Here is a 19,325-nt window from a genome sequence, read left to right on the forward strand (position 1 = left end):
CAGTGGATCATCACAGGAATCGTGAACATGAACTCCAAGTGCTATTGCACAGGGTGGTCCCTCGTGGCCGGCCTGGCGGCAAGCGTACTGGCATTGCCGAGTCTCGCTGCCGCATTGACACTCGATGAAGCTTTGCAGCTGGCTGAAAACAATGCGCCGTCGCTGACTGCACAAGACGCGAAAATTCAGGCTGCCAGTAGTGCGGCCATCCCCGCTGGTGAACTACCCGATCCCAAGTTGCTGCTAGGCGTACAGAACTACCCCATTGGGGGCCCGGATCGCTGGAGCATCGACCAGGACTTCATGACTATGCGAATGGTCGGAGTCAGTCAGGAGATGCCCAACAGCGCCAAGCGCAAAGCCCGAGTCGAGGTCGCTGATGCGGCCATTGACCGCGCAGCCGCTGAGCGCCGGGTCGAACGTCTAAAGGTTCGTCAGGCCACGGCGTTGGCCTGGATCAACAGCTACTCGGTTGAGCGCAAAGACACGCTGTTTCAGGACTTCTACAAAGAAAACCGTCTGCTGGCCGATACCGTCCGGGCACAAATTGCCGGCGGCCGCGCTCAACCTGCTGATGCAGTAACGCCCAAACAGGAAGCGGCACAACTGGAAGAGCAGCAGGACGATCTGATTCGCCAGAGAGCGCAGGCCCGAGCGGCCCTGAAGCGCTGGATTGGACCAGCCGCCAACGACAAACCTGTGGGTAGCTTGCCTGAATGGCCTGTCGACGCATCTGGTTACTCTCATAAGCTGCAACATCACCCAGAATTGGCAGCGTTTGCGCCAATGACCCGCGAAGCGCAAGCCAAGGTCCGTGAAGCCGAAGCGGAAAAACAGTCGGATTGGAGCTGGGAAGTCGACTATCAGAATCGCGGCCGACAGTTCGGCGACATGGTCAGCGTGCAATTTTCCTGGGATCTACCACTGTTTCCTGACTCTCGGCAAAACCCCAAAATTGCGGCCAAGCACGCTGAACTCAACCAGCTAGAGGCCGAGCGGGAAGCCCTGTCACGCGAGCACACCCAGCAACTGGAGGACGAGCTGGCCGACTATGAACGCTTGAATCGTGCCGTCCATCGAACCCAGGACAGTCTGTTGCCCTTGGCCAAGGAAAAGGTCGAGCTCAGCATGGCCAGCTACCGCGCCGGCAAAGGCGATTTGAGCTCCGTCGTGGCCGCTCGACGTGAGCTCATCGAAGCCCGCCTCAAACAGATCGACGTGGAAGAGCAGCGAGCGCTGACCAGTGCGCGTCTGTATTTTGCTTACGGGGAGTCCAGCCAATGAACCTTAGAAAGTGGAACGGGGCATTGCCGGTAGGCCTCTCGCTGGTATTGGGTGTTGCCGGTGGTTACTGGTTCGCTCAGCAGGGCATGAGCGAAGTACCCGGTGCAGCCCCGGAGCAGAGCCTACCCTCTCTGGACGAACGCAAAGTGCTGTATTGGTACGACCCTATGTCCCCGCAGCAAAAGTTCGATAAGCCGGGTAAGTCGCCCTTCATGGACATGCAGTTGGTCCCTCAGTACGCCGACATCAAAGGGGACAGCGCAGTCGTTCGCATTGATCCAAGCCTGACTCAGAATCTCGGTGTGCGACTGGCTACCGTCAGTCGAGGTGTGTTTGCTTCGAGTCTGGACGTTGTCGGTGTGTTGGCTTTCAACGAACGGGACGTCGCCGTCATTCAAGCCCGTACGGCGGGTTTCGTCGAGCGCGTGTATGCCCATGCTCCTGGCGACGTGATCAAAGCCAATGCCGCCATGGCGGATATCCTTGTACCTGAGTGGGCTGCGGCTCAGGAGGAGTTTCTCGCACTCAAGCGCAGTGGCGATGCGGGCTTGCTGGCAGCGGCTCGCCAGCGCTTGCGGCTTACCGGGATGCCGGCGGCATCAATTGCTCAAGTAGAGCGCAGTGGCAAAGTCCAAACAAACCTGACCCTCACCAGCCCTATTAGTGGTGTGCTGCAAGAGCTCAATGTGCGCGAGGGTATGACGGTGGCCGCCGGCGAGACACTGGCACGCGTTAATGGTTTGAGTAGCGTCTGGCTGGCCCTGGCCGTTCCGGAGACGGAATCTGGATCGATCCTCATGGGGCAAGCGGCAGAGGCGCGTTTGCCCGCGTTCCCTGGGGTTGTGCTCAAGGGCGTCGTCAGCGCGATTCTTCCGGAAACCAATCCGGATAGCCGCACCCTTCGCGTACGCGTCGAGTTACCTAACCCAGAAGGCCGTCTCAGGCCGGGTATGACCGCACGAGTGAGCCTCAATCGTTCAACGGAGCAAAGTGTGTTGTGGGTGCCGAGCGAGGCCGTCATTCGCACCGGTCGACGTGCTCTGGTGATGCTCGCTGAAGACGCTGGCCGCTATCGTCCTGTTGAAGTGTTGATCGGGCAGGAAAACGATGGCAAGACGGCGATCTTGAAAGGTCTGGAAGAGGGCCAGAAGGTGGTTACCTCTGGCCAGTTCCTGCTCGACTCGGAGGCCAGTCTTAAGGGCATCGTTGCAAACTCAGAGGAACAGTCACCAACCAATGCAGCAGCCTCCAGTTTTCATGAGGCGGATGGGCAGATCGTTGAGATCAACGACAAAGAAGTCACACTCGCCCATGGCCCCTTCAAAACGCTGGGCATGCCTGGCATGACGATGACGTTCCCGCTCGCCAATCCGGAGCTGATGCAGGGCCTCAAAACGGGCGACAAGGTCCGGATTGCAGTGAGTCAAACCGACGATGGCTTGCGTGTTGAGCGTCTAGAGAAATCAGGGGGCCAGCTATGATTGCTGCCCTGATTCGTTGGTCAGTAGCCAACCGATTCCTGGTGCTACTGGCGACACTGTTTGTCACGGCTTGGGGCATCTGGTCGGTGCAGAGCACGCCCATCGATGCGCTGCCGGATCTCTCCGATGTTCAGGTGATCATTCGCACCCCGTATCCGGGACAGGCACCGCAGATCGTCGAGAACCAGGTGACCTATCCGTTGGCCACCACCATGCTTTCGGTGCCTGGCGCCAAGACGGTGCGCGGTTACTCCTTCTTTGGTGACAGCTTTGTCTATGTCCTGTTCGAAGACGGTACTGACTTGTATTGGGCCCGCTCGCGGGTGTTGGAGTACCTGAGCCAAATACAAAGTCGCTTGCCGGCCAGCGCCAAACCGGCGTTGGGGCCAGATGCGACAGGCGTTGGCTGGATTTTCCAGTACGCGCTGGTAGATCGCAGTGGCGGACACGATCTGGCGCAACTTCGTGCACTTCAGGATTGGTTCCTCAAGTTCGAACTCAAGACTCTGCCCAACGTTGCCGAGGTGGCCACCGTGGGTGGGATGGTCAAGCAGTACCAGGTGCAGCTTGATCCACTCAAATTGGCCAGCCTCGGTATCACGCAGGCCGAGGTGACCGAAGCGATCGGCAAGGCCAATCAGGAAACCGGCGGCGCCGTCCTAGAGATGGCAGAGACCGAGTTCATTGTGCGGGCTTCCGGCTACTTGAAAACGCTCAATGATTTTCGGGCGATCCCACTCAAGCTGGGATCGGGCGGTGTGCCGGTGACCCTTGGCGATGTCGCCACGATCCAGTTGGGTCCGGAAATGCGGCGTGGCATCACCGAACTCGACGGCGAAGGCGAGACGGTTGGCGGTGTGGTAATTCTGCGCAGCGGCAAGAACGCTCGCGAAACCATTGCGGCGGTCAAGACCAAACTCGACGAGTTGAAAAGCAGCTTGCCGGCGGGAGTGGAAATCGTCACCACCTACGACCGCAGCAAGCTGATCGACCGCGCGGTGGAAAATCTCAGCCACAAGCTAATCGAAGAGTTCATCGTCGTGGCGTTGGTGTGTGGCATCTTCCTCTGGCACCTGCGTTCATCTCTGGTGGCAATCATCTCCCTGCCGGTGGGGGTGCTGATCGCCTTCATCGTGATGCGCTATCAAGGGATCAACGCCAACATCATGTCCCTGGGCGGGATAGCCATCGCCATCGGCGCCATGGTCGACGCTGCCGTGGTGATGATTGAAAACGCGCACAAGAAGGTTGAGGCCTGGCACGTGGCCAATCCTGGGGAGGAACTGAAAGGTGAACGTCATTGGCACGTGATGACTGAAGCGGCAGCGGAGGTAGGACCAGCACTGTTCTTCTGTTTGTTGATCATCACCCTATCGTTCATTCCGGTGTTCACCCTGCAAGCGCAAGAGGGGCGGCTATTCGGCCCGCTGGCTTTCACCAAGACCTACGCCATGGCCGCAGCGGCGGGATTGTCAGTGACCTTGGTGCCGGTGTTGATGGGCTACTGGATTCGGGGACGAATTCCCAGTGAACAACAGAACCCGTTGAACCGCTGGCTCATCCGGATCTATCAGCCGGCTCTGGATGCAGTCTTGAGACGACCGAAGATCACGCTGCTGGTCGCGTTGCTGGTTTTTATCAGCGCACTTTGGCCAATGTCGCGCTTGGGTGGCGAGTTTCTTCCGCCGTTGGACGAGGGCGACCTGCTCTATATGCCTTCGGCTCTGCCGGGATTGTCGGCGCAGAAGGCCGCGCAACTGCTGCAACAGACCGACCGCCTGATCAAGACCGTGCCGGAGGTCGAACATGTCTTTGGTAAAGCCGGTCGTGCTGAAACTGCCACCGACCCGGCGCCGTTGGAGATGTTCGAAACCACCATCCAGTTCAAGCCACAGGAGCAATGGCGCCCAGGCATGACTCAGGAAAAGCTAGTGGAAGAGCTGGATCGAGTAGTGCGAGTTCCTGGGCTGACCAATATCTGGATACCACCGATTCGCAACCGAATCGACATGCTGGCTACGGGGATCAAGAGTCCTATTGGGGTGAAAGTTGCCGGCACCAACCTGACGGAGATCGATGCCGCGACTCAGGCGGTCGAGCGAGTGGCCAAGGGCGTACCCGGTGTCAGTTCGGCTCTGGCCGAGCGACTGACCGGTGGTCGCTATATCGATGTGGATATCGACCGCAAAGCCGCCGCCCGCTACGGACTGAATATCGCCGATGTGCAGTCGATCGTGGCCGGCGCTATCGGCGGTGAAAATGTCGGTGAGACCATTGAAGGGCTCGCACGCTTCCCGATCAACGTGCGTTATCCACGGGAGTGGCGTGACTCGCTCGGTGCCTTGGAGCAATTGCCGATCTATACCCCGCTAGGTAGCCAGATCACCCTCGGCACAGTGGCGAAGGTCAAAGTCACGGACGGTCCACCGATGCTCAAGAGCGAGAACGCACGACCCTCTGGTTGGGTTTACATCGACGTGCGTGGCCGGGACATTGCCTCGGTAGTCGCCGATCTACGCAGGGTGGTCAACGAGCAGGTCAAGTTGCAGCCCGGCATGAGCCTGAGCTACTCGGGGCAGTTCGAGTTTCTCGAAAGGGCGAACGCACGACTCAAACTGGTGGTGCCTGCCACGCTGTTGATCATCTTCGTGTTGCTTTACCTGACTTTTGCCCGCTTCGACGAGGCCCTGCTGATCATGGCCACTCTGCCATTCGCCCTGACTGGCGGGGCATGGTTCCTCTATCTGTTGGGGTTCAACCTGTCGGTCGCCACCGGGGTCGGCTTTATTGCCTTGGCCGGTGTTTCCGCCGAGTTTGGCGTGATCATGCTGCTCTACCTGAAGAACGCCTGGGCCGAACGTGAAGACCTCGGCGACAGCACTGAGCGCGGTCTGGTCGCGGCGATTCGTGAAGGCGCTGTGCAGCGCGTTCGACCCAAGGCCATGACCGTTGCGGTGGTTATCGCTGGTTTGTTACCAATACTTTTGGGAAGCGGTACCGGCAGCGAGGTGATGAGCCGCATTGCCGCCCCGATGATTGGAGGTATGGTTACGGCGCCCTTGCTATCGCTGTTTGTGATCCCGGCGGCCTATCACCTCATGCGTCGTCGACACTTGTCCGTTGAGCCTGGCAAGCACTGACGCGTAAAAATGCATACAAAAGGGGCTGCGCTTGCAGCCTCGTTTGAGCTGCACAGCCCGTTTTCATCAGTCCTACGCGCGGTATGTATCGAAATTAGCAAGTTTATGTCTTTTGCATAAACTCGCTAATTTCGATACATACGCTGTGGCCAGTGCCATTACCCACCAGCACTTGCCAGAAAAACGAACGCTGCGACCACTCCGTTTCGATGAGCCACAAACAGCATCCTGCTTATAGCCGACTCAGCATTCGTCACCCTTAGATCTCTCTTGAAATCGAGGCAAATGACCCTAATATGATCTTATCTTGCCATCATCGTTTTCAATCATGGATGTTTCTCGGGGGTAGGTCGGAATGGCAGAACAAGAAGACGCTAAGCCCGCAAGCGGGCGCTTCAACACAAATGATGAGACGAAGCGGATCGTATGGACACAGACCGCTGGTCATTGTGAACTGTGCGGCACGGATCTGACGTTCGATTATCGTGCCGGCAAGCCAATGAAATGGGGCGAAGTGGCGCATATCCTGCCCGCCAGTCCCAAAGGCCCTCGGGGACGCGCGGATCATGATGCTGAGGCGCACACAAACGATACCGCTAATCTGATGCTCCTGTGCCCAGGTTGTCATGACAAAATTGATCGTGACGCAGATGGGTATCCTGAAAATGATTTGAGTGGTTTACACCAAGCGTACCTGGAACGCATCCGACTCGCCGCAACGACCCCCGATGGTGGCAGAGCCATTCCTCTCATCGTCCAGAGTCAGCATTTTCAGACGATCAACGATATCCCCGTTCGCGATCTATTGACTGCGATGTCCGCCGAGGGATTAACCGCCTTCGATCAAGGCATCAAAATCGCCTTCGCTGCACCCGGACCACGTGGCAGGGACACTACCTATTGGCAGAACGTCAAAGACAGCGTCCAGTATGAGCTGGAGCAGCAACTCAAGCGTCGTGGCGGCACTTATGGCGATTCGCCCGCGCTAGCAGTAGTCGGCTTGGCCGACATTCCGGCCTTGATGATGTTGGGCCAGAGTATCGGCGACCGTTCCAAACGCTTGATCTTCTCTTTTCACCGCGAGCATCTTTTGCGCTGGCCCGATCAGTCTGCTGAGCCGCCTAGTTTTCTGTTTACGCCTCCACCCAACGGCGATGGCCCACTGGCGTTGGTGCTCTCCATTTCTGCGCAAGTTCCAGTTCGCGACGTGACCGACGCTCTACCCGGTGCACGTATTGCAGAGCTGTCGATCCCAGAACCAAGCTACGCGATGGTACAGAACCGTCGGGTGATTCATGCCTTTCGCGACGCACTTCAAATACGACTGAGCCAGCTTGAGGCTCTGACTCCTGACCCTATCCACGTCTTCGCCGCCATTCCTGCGGCATTGGCCATCGAGTTTGGCGCGTTGCTCACAACACAGCATCAACATACATACCTGATCTTCGATCGGGACAAAGAAAACCAAGATCGGTTTACGCAAACACTGCAATTGGGTCCCGTGGCCCAGGAGGCTATGTAATGCTTTTGAGCAACGAACAGACCAAGCGCAGCAGTTGGGAATATTTTCTGCTTCGCGCCGCGCGGGAAATCTCGCTGTCGGAAGCGCAGTACGAAAAAATCAATGACCGCTACTCCCAACTGGAAAAAATCCTCTCGGCTTCCGACAACCCGCTGCTCGCTGAAGCCCATATTTTCGTTCAAGGCTCGATGCGGCTGAAAACGACCATCAAGCCAATCCCCGGCGCGCCTGCGGATCTTGACACCATTGATGCGGACGCAATTATTTGGCTTCCTCACGCTCAGGGCGCTGGTGCAAAGGAAGTTCTAGAAGCGATTGAGCAGCGTTTTAGGGAAGGCTCCCGCGTTCAAGAAGAAGTTAAGCAATTACGTCGTGGCATCCGGATCGTTTATGCCGACGAAAATCCAGGTTTCCACATCGATGTCACGCCTGCCCGCGCGATCAACGGAAATGGCGAAGCAAACGGCGAAGGTAAGCTGGAGGTTCCGGATCGGGTCACAGGGTGGAAAGCAAGCAGCCCTATCCCTTACTCGAATTGGTTACAGGTTGCTTCTGCCCAGGAAATCTCTCTGGAAAGCTTGGTAGTTGCCAAAAGCCAGCGGATGCTCGATGCCGCGACACAAGATCCATTGCCGCATTATCAGGATTACATCGATCAAGATCCCCTGCGTGCGACCATAAAGCTGCTCAAGCGGCATCGCGATGAATGGGCCATCAACACAAGGAGCTCTGATACTCGCCCCATATCTGCGGTCATCACCACCCTGGCCACTCACGCATACCTGGATGTCGTGAAGGAATCGCAGTCCAAGCCTTTGGCTCCGCTCGATGCAATTTTGGAAATCGTCCGCAGAATGCCGCAGCACATCGCGCATAGAGGTAACGATTGCTTTGTCTGCAACCCTGCCGATAACGGCGAAAACTTTGCAGAAAAGTGGAATCGACCGAGCGAGGGGCAAGGCTATCGTCAGGCATTCGCCAAGTGGCATGCGGACGCCAGTGCATCTGTGTCATTAGGTTTGGAAAGTTTTGAGTCCAATGATTCCTTTGCCGAGGCAGTGAAAAAGAATTTCGGTATTGCGCCGGCGTTCATCACGGCAGTGAACAATGAAATCCCTGCGAATTGGACGATGCCCGGCCGACCGGATGGCACTACTCGAAACTCTGCTTCGATGGGTTCGCTCTTCGGAGGGGCCAGCGGTGGCGGAACCTCTCAGTCGAGCGTAAAGCCAGTTGGACGCCTTGGCTGATCCTATTAAGACGCCATTGCAGCGCGGAATCGCCGCACTGCGAAACACCCTAGGTCAGGATGCTGCCGATGCATTGCTCCAGCCCGCACCCATGCGGGCTGACGAAGCGGCGTGCTTTCACTTCCCCTTGCCCATCGATTACACGGGGCAGGAGCGGCGACTGCGCATTGGTTTCCCCTCCAACTTTCCCCGTGGGCTCTTGCGGCTGAACGTCGAACCCTCTCCATGGCTGGTTTGGCCGCATGCCACCAAGTCGGGGCTTTGCCTTCATGGCTTTCAGGAACGCCCCATCATGGGCTCCCCGGAGGTCGTGGTAGAGGACAGCCTTGCTCGCTTGGCCCAGATCGTTTCGTTGTCCAAGAAGGGATCAAGCCAGGCAACGCGCGATATTGAATTTCAGAATGAGATCACTACCTACTGGTCGTTTCAGCACGGTCAGTCATTCCAGAACCTCTTACTGTTGGATCGACCTCAGGCTGCCTCGCAGTTGTTTGCGCTCAGCGATCCGCGCCGAGCTGTGCCATCCGGTCAGGAAACGGTTTGGTTAGCATCGAACGTAGCTGCACTCAAAGGGCATTACCGACGGGTTGTCGGGCGCTCCGCTGTCATTCGCGCGGCCGAAACTCCCGGTTTTTACGTAAAGCTTCAGACTTATCCGGATATCCGCACCCCGGATCCGGAAGATTTATTGCTGTGGCTCACGCCACACCTTCAACCAGACGATGCCGAGCAATTGCTGGCATGGTTTGAGCTGCATGGAACGTTGGCGAGTCGATGGATTGTTCTGGAGCTTCCAGGAGGGGCAGATGCTCCAACATATTGCCTCAATGTGCGCTCGCTCGGCGTACAGCAGGAGCGGGGGGCAAAGTTTGGCTTGCGTACAGCGCGCCGTCGGCCAGCTATCGCAAATGCACATCCTCCGGCGCTCGTCCGAGCAACTGCCCTGGACGTGCTTGATCGAGCGTCCATTCTGTCCCGCGATATAAGCGGTACTGCACAGCACCTTGAAAATGCTCGAGTCGTTTGTGTTGGCGTTGGCTCGTTAGGCAGTGCGGTGGCAATACAATTGGCACGATCCGGTGTCGGCCACCTTACCCTCATCGATCCTGACACTTTGGTGTCAGCCAATCTGGGGAGGCACGTTCTGGGAGCGGATAGCCTAGGTAGACTGAAAGCCTCCGCGTTGAGGGACAAGATTCTGTTAGATCTTCCGACGACAGAATGCACCGCTTATGCGACTTTTGCCGAAGTGGTGATGAGCAGCAAACCAGAAGTGTTTGATAACGCAGATCTGGTGGTGATCACGACAGCAGACTGGCTGTCGGAGGTCACTGTATGGCGAGCCAAATCAAGCGGCGCTCCTTGGGGGCTTTTACAAGCCTGGAGCGAACCGTATACCCAGGTAGGCCATGCGCTATTCGCACCAGCCGGCACCTTTGATGGCCGTCAGTTGTTCACGGACGTCGGCGATTTTCTGCATAGATTTACAGAGTGGCCGGGAGGCGGTGTTGTTCCACTGCCCGCGTGTGGCGAGAGCTTTATCCCAGGCGGCTCGCTGGGAATGACCAATATCGCCTCTATGGTGTCGCACACGGCCTTACGCGCATTGACCGGCAACATCGCCACTGCATCTTGGGTCAGCAGTATCTACAGGCCTGAAGATGTTCTGAGCCTAGGAGGCCAATACCATGGTCCCAAACTGCCAGAGGGAGCGCAGCAAATCTTACTCGAGCGCGGATGGCCGGAAGATAAGGACGAAACGGTATGACGGATATCGCATGGCGCTGGCGATGGCCGGAGGTGAATTCCGAGCTATTGGTGTCCCAAGCTGTCGCGGACATCTTGGATAGTCATCGGCAGGGCCTTTTTGGCGTGGAGCGAGGGGGACAGTTATTTGTCAACCCGGTTGATCCGAAAGGGTTGCTGCTGGCCTTGGCCACGTTGCCTCATCGCGCCGATCGGTCAGGCTGGTCTTGGCTAGAGTTGGATGCGGAGCGGTGCCGTCAGGAAATCCAGGCTGCCAACGAACAAGGGTTACGTCTGGTGGGCTATTGGCATACGCATCCCCAATCCGTTCCGGTGATCTCTCCGGCAGACATCGGAAGTTTCTCCAAATTTGCTGCACGTTACACGCAGGATCTGCCGCACCCAATAGCCGTTATTGTCGGCAAGTCCGAAAAACCAGAAGGTATCAAGGCGTGGTCGTTCAGGGACGGCAGATATGTTGAGGCAACCTGGGTCAGATGAGCTTCGAGTCAGTGCGGTGGAAGGTAGGTCAGCGTTTACCTTTACCCGCTAGCATTAGTGCGAAGAGCTCTGCCTGAAAGCGGGCATCATCCAATGCGTTATGGTTCGGTTCGCTGAGTGGCTTCAGCGCAGCGGTCATTTTGGATGATTTTGTTTCCTGCCAGCTGCAACCTACAGCGCCCATAAAGTAGGCCTTCATGTCGATAGCGGTAAAACCAAAGGGGTTGGTTTCCAGGTATTTGTGGAAGTAGTAATTGACGAATGACCAGTCAAACGGTGCATTGAGTCCTACGAAAATGACCTTTTGCCCCGGTTGGCAGGACGATTTCAGCCATTGATCAAATGTCAGCATCGCCTGTTGCGGAGCGAGGCCCTCGCGCTCCAGCTTCTCCAGACTCAGCCCCGATACTGCCAGTGCTTCCGGGTCGTGTTTTGGACTGTCAGGTCGTAGTTCAAGATAGATGGACGTTACAGGTTGGGCTACAAGACAGGCTCCAATGGAAAGCAGACTGTATTCGCCTGGTATAGGCCCAGAAGTCTCGACGTCGACGGAAACATAAAGCTCATCAGGGTGCATGTCATATCCTTTAGTGTAGTTACCTGATCACGCTCAGGCTCTTAGCCATGTGAAGGTGGAAAGGCAGGTATAGTCATTGCCCCATTTTTTGCTGTTTCACTCGCTATCCGGCGTTCGAGCAGCGGCAGTGCCTGTCTACCAGCGGATTGCGCGTTCCTTTGGTCAGCTCTGGGCCCAAGCATAATGATGTGTGTCATTCTCTGATGGCGGATGAGGGCCGGACGATCATGAGTGAAACTGAGCGCTGGATAGTAAAATGCCAGAAAACTGAGGACGGTACTGGCGACATCATCATTGATCTGCCTCAAGAGTTGCTTGACCAAATGAGGTTAGGTGTTGGGGACGACATGGAGCTAACGGTAGTGAATGGCACATTAGTCCTGACGCCCGTGAGCAACGCAACATCAGTGCGGCCCATGTTTGCTGGCGTCCTGCGTCAGGATGTCTATCATGCTTACCGCATGCGTCTGGAGACGCTTCTTCATATCTCTGTCAATGCTTCGGATCTGGACATTCACGACATGATAGTAGCTGGCTTCTCGGTCAGCCTGATCAAAATGCTTTGTGATGATGGAACCCTCAGCGACGAAGAACGCGACAGAATCATTCAACCCAAAACGCTCAAAACAAAACTGTCAGCCAATCAGCTTTTAACGTTGCATGAGAGCGATCGCCTGTTCCGGTTTGCACATATTACCGCCATGGCCGAGGTGATCTTCGGTGACAAAGGGAAGGCCAAACAATGGCTTTCCAAACCCAAAGCCCGTTTTTTGGGAGAAAGCCCATCGGCGATGGTCACTACAACCTTTGGCACACATCTAGTCGAAGAAATGCTGATTCAAGTGTCTGAGGGCATGTCATTTTGATTCAGCCGCAGCCAAACGGCTTCTACCGCTCCTTGAGTAACATGGATTTCATGCGCCTATACCGGCGTCGCCTTGCCGAATACGACATGCACGGGCATCCATGAAGCACTAGGTTTCACCCACATTGGCACCTACCGCTAGGTAGGGTTCACGCACGGCAATGGCATAGCTGGGTACTGGCGAAAACCCACTTTATCCGGTGACAGCTAGATAGAAATCATCCCGTTCAGTGGGATGAGGGGAGAAGACGGACCAGCTGTGAAATGGCCCAGTCTTCGGCATCGGAACCTCGTGTGTCGATGGGAGCTAAGCTGATTTATGCTTCTCGTTCGAATCGTTTTTTTGATCGGCCGGAGGTACAGATGAATCTGGCAGATTTTGTCTCAGTGCTTTCTGCGGGTGAGAAAATAGATGGGTGCCAACTCACCACCTCAGATGCTGTGGCCCTCGCCAGTCTGCATTTTCCTTCCCATGCCTATTGTCTTGTTGCTGATTGGGCAATATTGGATCTCGACATTCCAACACGTCAGCGAAAAGCCATTACGGATAGACAGCTAATTCCTGCTCTCGTTTACGCTTTGACCGTTATCCAAGACAGTAAAGGCCGCTTCCCGCCTGGTGATTGGGTCCGAACAACGCTGGGTGTTTCCTTCACCCATGACTGCTTATTTCGAACAAAAAACACAGTTTATGTGCTGATGGGGACTGGTCGAAGGTTGCGCACGGATTTAGACATCGCACTGAGCCTGTGCTGAAAAAAGACTATTTCCGCACAGGTGAGTGACCGGTCGCGCTCACATAATATTTCGGCCTGAATGAACGCTCTCGCTGTTGTGTCAATCTATGTTGTTACCAATCGAGCCCCGTATTTGAAGTGCGACCCGTCTGTGTCAGTCTATGTTGCTGTCGTGTGGATCCCGGATCATCCTACAGGCCCCGATTTACGAGAGGGGCTGTGTCAAACTATGTTGTTGGTAACCATGCTCCTGCTGGTTATGAGCAACGTCAATGCTTCGCAAGGCGGTGACGACTACCGATGCACCATCGAGCGCTTCTCTCAGGCTCAAGGCGATGACGGGCCATCCTACAAAATGCTCAGCGATAACATCGTGGGGAAGCAATTCACAGTTGACCGCGCATCTGGGATCACCGTAGGTGCACTGAAAAACTCAACTGATTCGAAGCCCACTGTTATTGATCGAGGAAACAGTGCGAATTCCTTCAAGGTCGTGTCGGTGTTTAGCGCTGATCAGGGGATGCCTGGGACGTCGGTAACAGCATTGAATGTGATGGAGTTCGTTGAGGGCAAAAGAAAGCCATTCAACTTCATGATTAATGACGGAGTGTTCTTCGGAACCTGCGAGCCGTTCTAAGGGAAAATCATGCTCAAAGCACTCGCCTGTTGCCTGCTCCCTGCCGCCGTCCTAGCACCTGGACCACTTTTGGCTTCGCCGGATAAGGTGGCGCTGAATTGTGCCTCTATCTATCAGCACTTGGATCGCATGGGTCGCCTAAGCCTCAACATGCCGCTCCACGGACCTGCCGCTGATATCCTGAATACATACCGGGACCGACTCTGCTACCTCGGAGAAGACGTGTCCCAGGCGGCTGCCGGCCAAGGCCTGACGATGACATCCGGTATTCATCCCCTGAGCAACGTCGCGCTGATTGCCGCAAACAAGCCGCGCTCGGACGGCGGAGAACCAGAAGCAGCGATTGTTCTGATCAAGGCAGAAGGAAATGCTATCCAAAGGCTCGTCCTGGTATCGACTGCGATGGACCCTGAGCTTAAGGTCGAGGACTTCCATATCGGAGGATACGACGAGCTGCGCAATTTGGCGTACATAGAGGCGCATACCGGCGCGAACTCGTCCTCGATCTATACTCTCGATATGGTGGCCCTTCTGCATGGCGAGACGCCGAGAGCAAAGTTTTTCGCGAACGGTCGAGTGGTTTACGTAGATGGCCATTACTTCGGAACGATCAGCAACGGTCCTGGCGATGTGGTCGTCTCACGTACCAAGATCGTCGAAGCAGAGGGACGGGTAGAGTACTTCTTGAAACTGAGCAAAGACGGTAAGGAAATTTGCGAGGTAAGCCCGGAATCTCGCCGCGACTGCATGAAGTAGGGGCTCTCCGATGTGCAACGGAAAAGCCGCTGCCCTTCTGCCCTTCTGCCCGCCAATGTTGCGGGCTTCGGCAGAAATGCAGTACCAGGGCGTGGTTTTGCGTCCGTGAAGCTCAAGACAAGGGAAACGAATGCTGTTTTTCAACTATTTGAAACGACGCGCACTTCTGGCACGGGTTGCTGCTGAGTTGAAAGCCCAGTGTCATGACCAACAGCTAGTCAATGAGGTGTGTTACAGCCCTTCTGGTGCTCACGCTATTGTCGGGTTGGCTGATGATCGTTTTCGCAGTAAAAACCGTCTGCGTATTTTTATGATCGTCACCTTTCTTCTTGCCGAAACCATGTGTGTGATCGGCGTACCTATCACTATCAAGGCAGCGTGTGTTGAGCTGCTTAACCAGCGTCGAGCACGGATTCAGGCGCTGATAGACTCCGGGGCTGGTCACGGGATGTTCAACGAAACTGACATTATTGAGCTGGATCAGATCAGTGATGTGGGCATGCAGCTCTATTGGTCAGAACGCAGGGAGCATTTAGCAAACTCGCTCCTTCAACCGTAGGTAGGAAAGATCGAAATGTCTTTCAAGGAAATGGAATTCAAGTATGACTATCGCAGCTTTGAATACCCCTAGAGATATGGCACTCAAACTGTTTCGCGAAGCAGGAAGAGCTTGGACGGCTGAGGATGCCGAGTCTGCGGCGGATCACCTGCTAAATTTTTGCATAACGAACTCTGCTCTCAGAGACTGGGTATTGCAGCACCAGGGGCACCTTAAAAGATCAGTAGCTTTCGAAAAATGGCGATCAGGTGCCAAAGGCTATTTTGGTGAATGCGCAGATATGGCCAATGTGATTAAGCATTTCGAGTCTCGAAAGAAGATAGCCGTATTGACCGACGTTCTTGAAACGAGAGTCGCGCTGGGTCCTTTTGGGCCAATCGAAGGCTCAGAACGGTCTCACCCATCCTTCGAAATCGTTCTCAGCAATGACGAGAAAGTCGATCTGCTGCAATTTCTTCACCAGATTTGTACCGTTTGGGAGGAGATCTTTCGAGCCGACCAAACACTCGGCGATCTTCCCTTTTATGGGTATTCGATGACGGCAAATCTCAAATAGGCGGTGTTGTATCGAACAACGCAACTGTTCAAGGAAAAGATCGCTGCACACCATCAGCCCGAAAGGGCCTTTTGCAGTACCAGGGCGCGGTTTTCGCGTCCACTGATCGAGGGAATGACCATGGCACGCGAAACCCTGAAAGCTTCCGAACTGGTTCGAGTCCTGCAAGAGAGCATCAAGCTGTACGGCGACCGTCCAGTATTTTTCAGCGACGGCTTCCACAACTACGGCGCAACGTGCCATGCGGAGTCGGCCCCGAACTTCGACGCACCAAAAGCCATGCTGGTGAAAGCGTTCGACCTCGAAAGCGGGATCGATGGCCCCCGTCGCCCCCTCGAAATGTGAAGGAAAATAATCTTGAAAACTATGAACCCGCGACGAAATGCGTTTGCTGTTGCTTTGTGCTTCATCGCTCTAACCGCTTCACTCTCAAGCCATGCGGCCTCCGACCCGCAAGGTCTGGACTTTGTCACCGCACTGAATCCTCACAGCGGCAGCGCCTATAAATCGGCCATGATTTGGTATCTCAAAGGGATCGCAGATCAGCGCGAAATTTCGGAGGCTGTATCCGCCAAGATGAGCAAGCCGCCTTTAGCTGACAGCGAGTGGGCGACCTGCCGCAACAAGCTCTCCCCTGAAGAGCTGGCGACGAAAGTTTCGGAAAAAATCATCGAGCTTAAGCTGGGCGAAGAGCCGTTAGCATGGGCGGTAACCACAGCAGTGGGGGCTACCTGTGACAGCCAGCAAGACAAACTTCTCAAGCTCCGTATCAAATAGGTAAGCGGGTTACGCCGGAGGGGGCCGCCGAGGTACTAAAAAAACGTCATGACGTCGAATATACCGTTGCTGAGGTTCAACAAATACGGAACGAGTTTCTCGACGTTACGGAAATGTTCGATAAGTCCATTGGCAGGGTCGAGACATTACAAACGACCTTACGGGAGGATTTGAGCGCGTTAGACGGGCCAAGCTATCTCTTTGGTACCGAGCCATATCAATGGAAGTAGGCGATGCGCTTGGCAAGGTGCTTTCGCGAATACGCCGCTAGGAAATGCCGCTGAGGTATGTTGCAGCTCACACCAGTCCCTGAACCGATGTAGGAAATTAGTAATGCCCACTGTTCTGATTGACGGTATCGAATACGTGCCTCGCGCAGAGGTGCCTGAACTTACCGATGCCCGACTCAAGCGTGCTTTGGAAGAGTTGGTGTCGATTCAGTATTTCCGAGAGGAACACAAAGCGATTGCACACGCGTGGGATGTTCTCAACGCTTTGGCGCCCGAGCTCGCCGAACTGGCGGGACGTGATCCCAGGGCAGCATACCGGCGGATGCACGGCGCCGAAGACAACTGATCATTATACTGTTGCGGGAAAATCCGACTGCCGCACGGGGCGGCATCGGAGAGCTGCCCGGAGTACCGATTGCCTGGGATGACCATGTCGTCAGAAGGTAATCAAACGTCAGGCCGGGCCGCTCTACCAATGCAGTTACGAGTCAAAGGTAATCGAGCCATGACAGATAAACCCAACAGTCTGACCAAGGCATCAGGCATCACGGCTGACGTGGTGTCGGAGCTAGGCACCTATTACAGCGCCAAGGACATGCGCCAGGTGCAGACCGGCCTTACCACTGCTGCCCGTGAACTCCGTGCTCTGACCCAGCACGGCTCGCTACTTGGCCGCCTGGGCGAGAAACTTTCTATCGAGCAACGCGAGTTGCTTACCAACGCCGCAACGCTTTTGGATTCGGTCAAGTACAACGTCGAGCATGCAAAAGAGCGCAAGGCCCGCGACGAGAAAGCCGTGGCCAAACAACGCCAGCAGTGGGAGCGAGAAGCCGAGCAACTGGTCAAAACGCACTTCTCCCTACCAGCGGACACGGTGGCCGAACAATTGTGTTTACTGGAACTGTACCTGGTAGCACGGGTGGTGTTGGGGCCAGCGGTCTATCTGAAGGGCTACCCGCAGCTGCGCAAAGTGATGCAAGAGGAACCGCCGCGTTGGTCCAACATTACGGTAACCCAATGGCGTCGAAATCAGGCATCCAGTCTCTTGGCAGATATGCAATCAGCCATCAAAGACTACTTAAGCTTGGACTTGAAAATTACACCCGCCCAGTGTCTGGATGAAGTACAGCGCAATTTGGATGGACGGCGGGCCGAAATTCTCTCCCAGCCCCAAGCCGTCGAAACACTCCAAATCTGGACCGAGGCGTTAAAGGGTGCGGCTTTTATTACCAGTGTGATGCCCTCGGGCGGTCCCTCCAGGTAGGACCTTGCATCAGGTACCCCAAGCCCCGCCGTCAAACGTGGGGCTAGGTGCGAAGTAGTAGGACGCCAACTCGGATGGGGGTGGTGAACCGCCTGCTGGACAAGGCTCGCAAAGCTCAGCGCTCAAGCAAGCGGCGTGAAGTGATAGCGCAGGCTCTGAAGTTGGCAGATGAATAAGCAATCTGTTCGGGTTTCGTCGTCGAGGTGAACTGCAACGGCGGTGGCCATCGCCGCGTGTACGCCATTGGCCGCACCGAGCGGAATCCTTGACGGCTTTTCATGCTCGGTGTTGCGCATCTCCCGGATACAAAGCCTACATCCTCCCGGAGACGCCAACATGAACCTGCTCACCGCTACCGAACTCACCTGGCCAGAACAGGTCGCTTTTGATGACTTCAAGATTTTTGAAGGGCGTGTGCCCTGTGAAGGCGCTGCCAAAGCGGAACAATGGCTGGAGAAAAAACGCCGTGAGTTCATCGCCTGCATCATGCATGTCAACGAGGAGGCAAGTTACGTTGCTTTCCTCGCACGACTGATAAAAGAAACCCCATCGCCGGCTGCCCGTGCCGCTGAATTGGTGTCGCACCAATGAGGCCTCGGCTGTTGGTTCTGGTTTCGATCAAGGGTAAACCCCGACTGACAGATGTCCGGGGTCTTTTCCGGTTAGCCATCACCGCACGCAGCTCCGATGAGTGTTCGTGTTGCGTGGTGAGCTTTCAGTAAACGCAGCACCCACCCTGGCCATCTCTTTGGCCGGGGTTTTTTCTTTCTCGTACCCCGACAACAACACAGTGCGATCGGATGCTACTCCACAATTTCTTCCTGACGGATGTTGGGCATCTCTCTACATAACGCCAACTTCTTCAGGAGATGCACGCAATGAGCAAATACCCCCAACTCGCTTTCAAAATGGTTACAGGCACTCAAGAGGCTACAGCACTCGCCACGAAGCTGGTGTTGGTGTCCGCGTTTTTCCAGGTAACACCGCTGCCAGGTGATGAGTACGAGTTTGCCGTCAAGATTGACAGAGAAAGTCTACTCGCCGACCCGGTGGATAGGCCTGTCGGTGAATTCGAGGACGCTGATTTCACCACCATGGACTTGAAAGACCTGGCCGCGTGGTACCAGCGCAACGTGGGTTATGACCCGGTGGAGGACGATCCGACGACGCAGCTTGAAGATCTCAGGGCTCTTTGCACTGAAATGCTCGCGATCGACCGTGCAGGTGGATTGGACTCGAATTGATTTTCAACCCGCAACCAGAGGCCGGCCTTGCCTGCCCTTAGGAGCATGTAAATGGCTAATTTCACGAGAGTCATGATTCAGCAGGACTACCGAAACTTGCACGGTGAACTGATCGCAACGGTTGGAGCAAAAGGGACAATCAGGTCTGAAGATCGCGGTAGGCTGGGAATAGATTTCACTGATGACGACAGTGGCTGTT

General features: G+C 55.5%; 21 protein-coding genes. 19 read left to right on the top strand and 2 right to left on the bottom strand.

The genetic code is table 11. From position 1 onward, the window contains the following. Nucleotides 1–27: 27 nt before the first annotated feature. The 7 genes from AC3IX1_RS29085 to AC3IX1_RS29115 all read left to right on the top strand — a co-directional run bounded on the left by AC3IX1_RS29085 (nt 28) and on the right by AC3IX1_RS29115 (nt 10,924). Nucleotides 28–1,284, top strand: coding sequence for a TolC family protein (locus AC3IX1_RS29085; RefSeq protein WP_489388873.1), 1,257 nt, complete (start codon nt 28–30; stop codon nt 1,282–1,284). Then, nucleotides 1,281–2,765 carry an efflux RND transporter periplasmic adaptor subunit gene (locus AC3IX1_RS29090; RefSeq protein WP_489388874.1) on the top strand — a complete coding sequence of 495 codons (1,485 nt, stop codon included), beginning with the start codon at nt 1,281–1,283 and terminating at the stop codon, nt 2,763–2,765. The genes AC3IX1_RS29085 and AC3IX1_RS29090 overlap by 4 nt, the downstream gene beginning before the upstream one ends. Further along, nucleotides 2,762–5,905, top strand: a complete 3,144-nt coding sequence (locus AC3IX1_RS29095) for an efflux RND transporter permease subunit (protein ID WP_489388875.1) — start codon at nt 2,762–2,764, stop codon at nt 5,903–5,905. Before AC3IX1_RS29090 ends, AC3IX1_RS29095 begins: the two co-directional genes overlap by 4 nt. A 355-nt stretch (nt 5,906–6,260) precedes the next feature. Then, nucleotides 6,261–7,427: an SAVED domain-containing protein gene (locus tag AC3IX1_RS29100; protein WP_019821280.1), complete on the top strand. Its 1,167-nt coding sequence runs from the start codon at nt 6,261–6,263 to the stop codon at nt 7,425–7,427. After that, on the top strand, nt 7,427–8,677 hold the full coding sequence (locus AC3IX1_RS29105; protein ID WP_489388876.1) for a nucleotidyltransferase domain-containing protein: 1,251 nt from the start codon (nt 7,427–7,429) through the stop codon (nt 8,675–8,677). Before AC3IX1_RS29100 ends, AC3IX1_RS29105 begins: the two co-directional genes overlap by 1 nt. Continuing rightward, complete coding sequence (locus AC3IX1_RS29110) at nt 8,661–10,445, top strand: HesA/MoeB/ThiF family protein (protein WP_489388877.1); 1,785 nt, start codon at nt 8,661–8,663, stop codon at nt 10,443–10,445. The genes AC3IX1_RS29105 and AC3IX1_RS29110 overlap by 17 nt, the downstream gene beginning before the upstream one ends. Beyond that, nucleotides 10,442–10,924 (top strand): Mov34/MPN/PAD-1 family protein, encoded by a 483-nt coding sequence (locus AC3IX1_RS29115; RefSeq protein WP_489388878.1) that lies wholly within the window; start codon nt 10,442–10,444, stop codon nt 10,922–10,924. Before AC3IX1_RS29110 ends, AC3IX1_RS29115 begins: the two co-directional genes overlap by 4 nt. Nucleotides 10,925–10,952: 28 nt before the next feature. Here the strand turns inward: AC3IX1_RS29115 and AC3IX1_RS29120 are convergent, their stop codons facing one another. Then, nucleotides 10,953–11,501: a 3'-5' exonuclease gene (locus AC3IX1_RS29120; RefSeq protein ID WP_017341626.1), complete on the bottom strand. Its 549-nt coding sequence runs from the start codon at nt 11,499–11,501 to the stop codon at nt 10,953–10,955. Nucleotides 11,502–11,728: 227 nt separating this feature from the next. Here AC3IX1_RS29120 and AC3IX1_RS29125 point away from each other — a divergent pair, with 227 nt between their 5' ends. The 10 genes from AC3IX1_RS29125 (at nt 11,729) to AC3IX1_RS29170 (ending at nt 17,882) form a co-directional block, all read left to right on the top strand. Beyond that, nucleotides 11,729–12,367 (top strand): antitoxin Xre/MbcA/ParS toxin-binding domain-containing protein, encoded by a 639-nt coding sequence (locus AC3IX1_RS29125; RefSeq protein WP_489388879.1) that lies wholly within the window; start codon nt 11,729–11,731, stop codon nt 12,365–12,367. Nucleotides 12,368–12,729: 362 nt separating this feature from the next. After that, the gene (locus AC3IX1_RS29130; RefSeq protein WP_489388880.1) at nt 12,730–13,122 is read left to right on the top strand and encodes a DUF6957 family protein; all 393 of its coding nucleotides are present in this window, start codon (nt 12,730–12,732) and stop codon (nt 13,120–13,122) included. Nucleotides 13,123–13,332: 210 nt separating this feature from the next. Then, a complete protein-coding gene (locus tag AC3IX1_RS29135) occupies nt 13,333–13,740 on the top strand; it encodes a hypothetical protein (protein ID WP_489388881.1) in 408 nt (135 codons plus the stop codon). 9 nt (nt 13,741–13,749) lie between these two features. After that, complete coding sequence (locus AC3IX1_RS29140) at nt 13,750–14,496, top strand: hypothetical protein (protein WP_489388882.1); 747 nt, start codon at nt 13,750–13,752, stop codon at nt 14,494–14,496. A gap of 130 nt (nt 14,497–14,626) precedes the next feature. Further along, nucleotides 14,627–15,055, top strand: coding sequence for a hypothetical protein (locus AC3IX1_RS29145; protein WP_489388883.1), 429 nt, complete (start codon nt 14,627–14,629; stop codon nt 15,053–15,055). 43 nt (nt 15,056–15,098) lie between these two features. Beyond that, a complete protein-coding gene (locus tag AC3IX1_RS29150; RefSeq protein WP_489388884.1) occupies nt 15,099–15,611 on the top strand; it encodes a hypothetical protein in 513 nt (170 codons plus the stop codon). Between the two features lie 120 nt (nt 15,612–15,731). Beyond that, entirely contained in the window at nt 15,732–15,956 is a 225-nt protein-coding gene (locus AC3IX1_RS29155; RefSeq protein ID WP_489388885.1) for a hypothetical protein, read from the top strand. Nucleotides 15,957–15,968: 12 nt separating this feature from the next. Next, nucleotides 15,969–16,388 (top strand): hypothetical protein, encoded by a 420-nt coding sequence (locus AC3IX1_RS29160; protein ID WP_489388886.1) that lies wholly within the window; start codon nt 15,969–15,971, stop codon nt 16,386–16,388. Nucleotides 16,389–16,721: 333 nt separating this feature from the next. Beyond that, the gene (locus tag AC3IX1_RS29165) at nt 16,722–16,964 is read left to right on the top strand and encodes a hypothetical protein (RefSeq protein WP_489388887.1); all 243 of its coding nucleotides are present in this window, start codon (nt 16,722–16,724) and stop codon (nt 16,962–16,964) included. Nucleotides 16,965–17,123: 159 nt separating this feature from the next. Beyond that, nucleotides 17,124–17,882, top strand: a complete 759-nt coding sequence (locus AC3IX1_RS29170) for a hypothetical protein (RefSeq protein ID WP_489388888.1) — start codon at nt 17,124–17,126, stop codon at nt 17,880–17,882. 122 nt (nt 17,883–18,004) lie between these two features. Here the strand turns inward: AC3IX1_RS29170 and AC3IX1_RS29175 are convergent, their stop codons facing one another. Next, entirely contained in the window at nt 18,005–18,178 is a 174-nt protein-coding gene (locus AC3IX1_RS29175; protein WP_489388889.1) for a hypothetical protein, read from the bottom strand. A 40-nt stretch (nt 18,179–18,218) separates the two neighbouring features. Between AC3IX1_RS29175 and AC3IX1_RS29180 the strand changes: the two genes are divergently transcribed. Continuing rightward, entirely contained in the window at nt 18,219–18,473 is a 255-nt protein-coding gene (locus tag AC3IX1_RS29180; protein WP_489388890.1) for a hypothetical protein, read from the top strand. 287 nt (nt 18,474–18,760) lie between these two features. Further along, nucleotides 18,761–19,126, top strand: coding sequence for a hypothetical protein (locus AC3IX1_RS29185; protein ID WP_489388891.1), 366 nt, complete (start codon nt 18,761–18,763; stop codon nt 19,124–19,126). The last annotated feature ends 199 nt before the right edge of the window (nt 19,127–19,325 follow it).

It is taken from the genome of Pseudomonas sp. KH_046_2 (assembly GCF_057838985.1).

Bases quoted from the DNA above. Each gene is read 5' to 3' on its own strand.
- AC3IX1_RS29085 (WP_489388873.1), top strand. From the start codon at position 28: ATGAACTCCAAGTGCTATTGCACAGGGTGGTCCCTCGTGGCCGGCCTG.
- AC3IX1_RS29090 (WP_489388874.1), top strand. From the start codon at position 1,281: ATGAACCTTAGAAAGTGGAACGGGGCATTGCCGGTAGGCCTCTCGCTG.
- AC3IX1_RS29095 (WP_489388875.1), top strand. From the start codon at position 2,762: ATGATTGCTGCCCTGATTCGTTGGTCAGTAGCCAACCGATTCCTGGTG.
- AC3IX1_RS29100 (WP_019821280.1), top strand. From the start codon at position 6,261: ATGGCAGAACAAGAAGACGCTAAGCCCGCAAGCGGGCGCTTCAACACA.
- AC3IX1_RS29105 (WP_489388876.1), top strand. From the start codon at position 7,427: ATGCTTTTGAGCAACGAACAGACCAAGCGCAGCAGTTGGGAATATTTT.
- AC3IX1_RS29115 (WP_489388878.1), top strand. From the start codon at position 10,442: ATGACGGATATCGCATGGCGCTGGCGATGGCCGGAGGTGAATTCCGAG.
- AC3IX1_RS29120 (WP_017341626.1), bottom strand. From the start codon at position 11,501: ATGCACCCTGATGAGCTTTATGTTTCCGTCGACGTCGAGACTTCTGGG.
- AC3IX1_RS29125 (WP_489388879.1), top strand. From the start codon at position 11,729: ATGAGTGAAACTGAGCGCTGGATAGTAAAATGCCAGAAAACTGAGGAC.
- AC3IX1_RS29130 (WP_489388880.1), top strand. From the start codon at position 12,730: ATGAATCTGGCAGATTTTGTCTCAGTGCTTTCTGCGGGTGAGAAAATA.
- AC3IX1_RS29135 (WP_489388881.1), top strand. From the start codon at position 13,333: ATGTTGTTGGTAACCATGCTCCTGCTGGTTATGAGCAACGTCAATGCT.
- AC3IX1_RS29140 (WP_489388882.1), top strand. From the start codon at position 13,750: ATGCTCAAAGCACTCGCCTGTTGCCTGCTCCCTGCCGCCGTCCTAGCA.
- AC3IX1_RS29145 (WP_489388883.1), top strand. From the start codon at position 14,627: ATGCTGTTTTTCAACTATTTGAAACGACGCGCACTTCTGGCACGGGTT.
- AC3IX1_RS29150 (WP_489388884.1), top strand. From the start codon at position 15,099: ATGACTATCGCAGCTTTGAATACCCCTAGAGATATGGCACTCAAACTG.
- AC3IX1_RS29155 (WP_489388885.1), top strand. From the start codon at position 15,732: ATGGCACGCGAAACCCTGAAAGCTTCCGAACTGGTTCGAGTCCTGCAA.
- AC3IX1_RS29165 (WP_489388887.1), top strand. From the start codon at position 16,722: ATGCCCACTGTTCTGATTGACGGTATCGAATACGTGCCTCGCGCAGAG.
- AC3IX1_RS29170 (WP_489388888.1), top strand. From the start codon at position 17,124: ATGACAGATAAACCCAACAGTCTGACCAAGGCATCAGGCATCACGGCT.
- AC3IX1_RS29175 (WP_489388889.1), bottom strand. From the start codon at position 18,178: ATGCGCAACACCGAGCATGAAAAGCCGTCAAGGATTCCGCTCGGTGCG.
- AC3IX1_RS29180 (WP_489388890.1), top strand. From the start codon at position 18,219: ATGAACCTGCTCACCGCTACCGAACTCACCTGGCCAGAACAGGTCGCT.
- AC3IX1_RS29185 (WP_489388891.1), top strand. From the start codon at position 18,761: ATGAGCAAATACCCCCAACTCGCTTTCAAAATGGTTACAGGCACTCAA.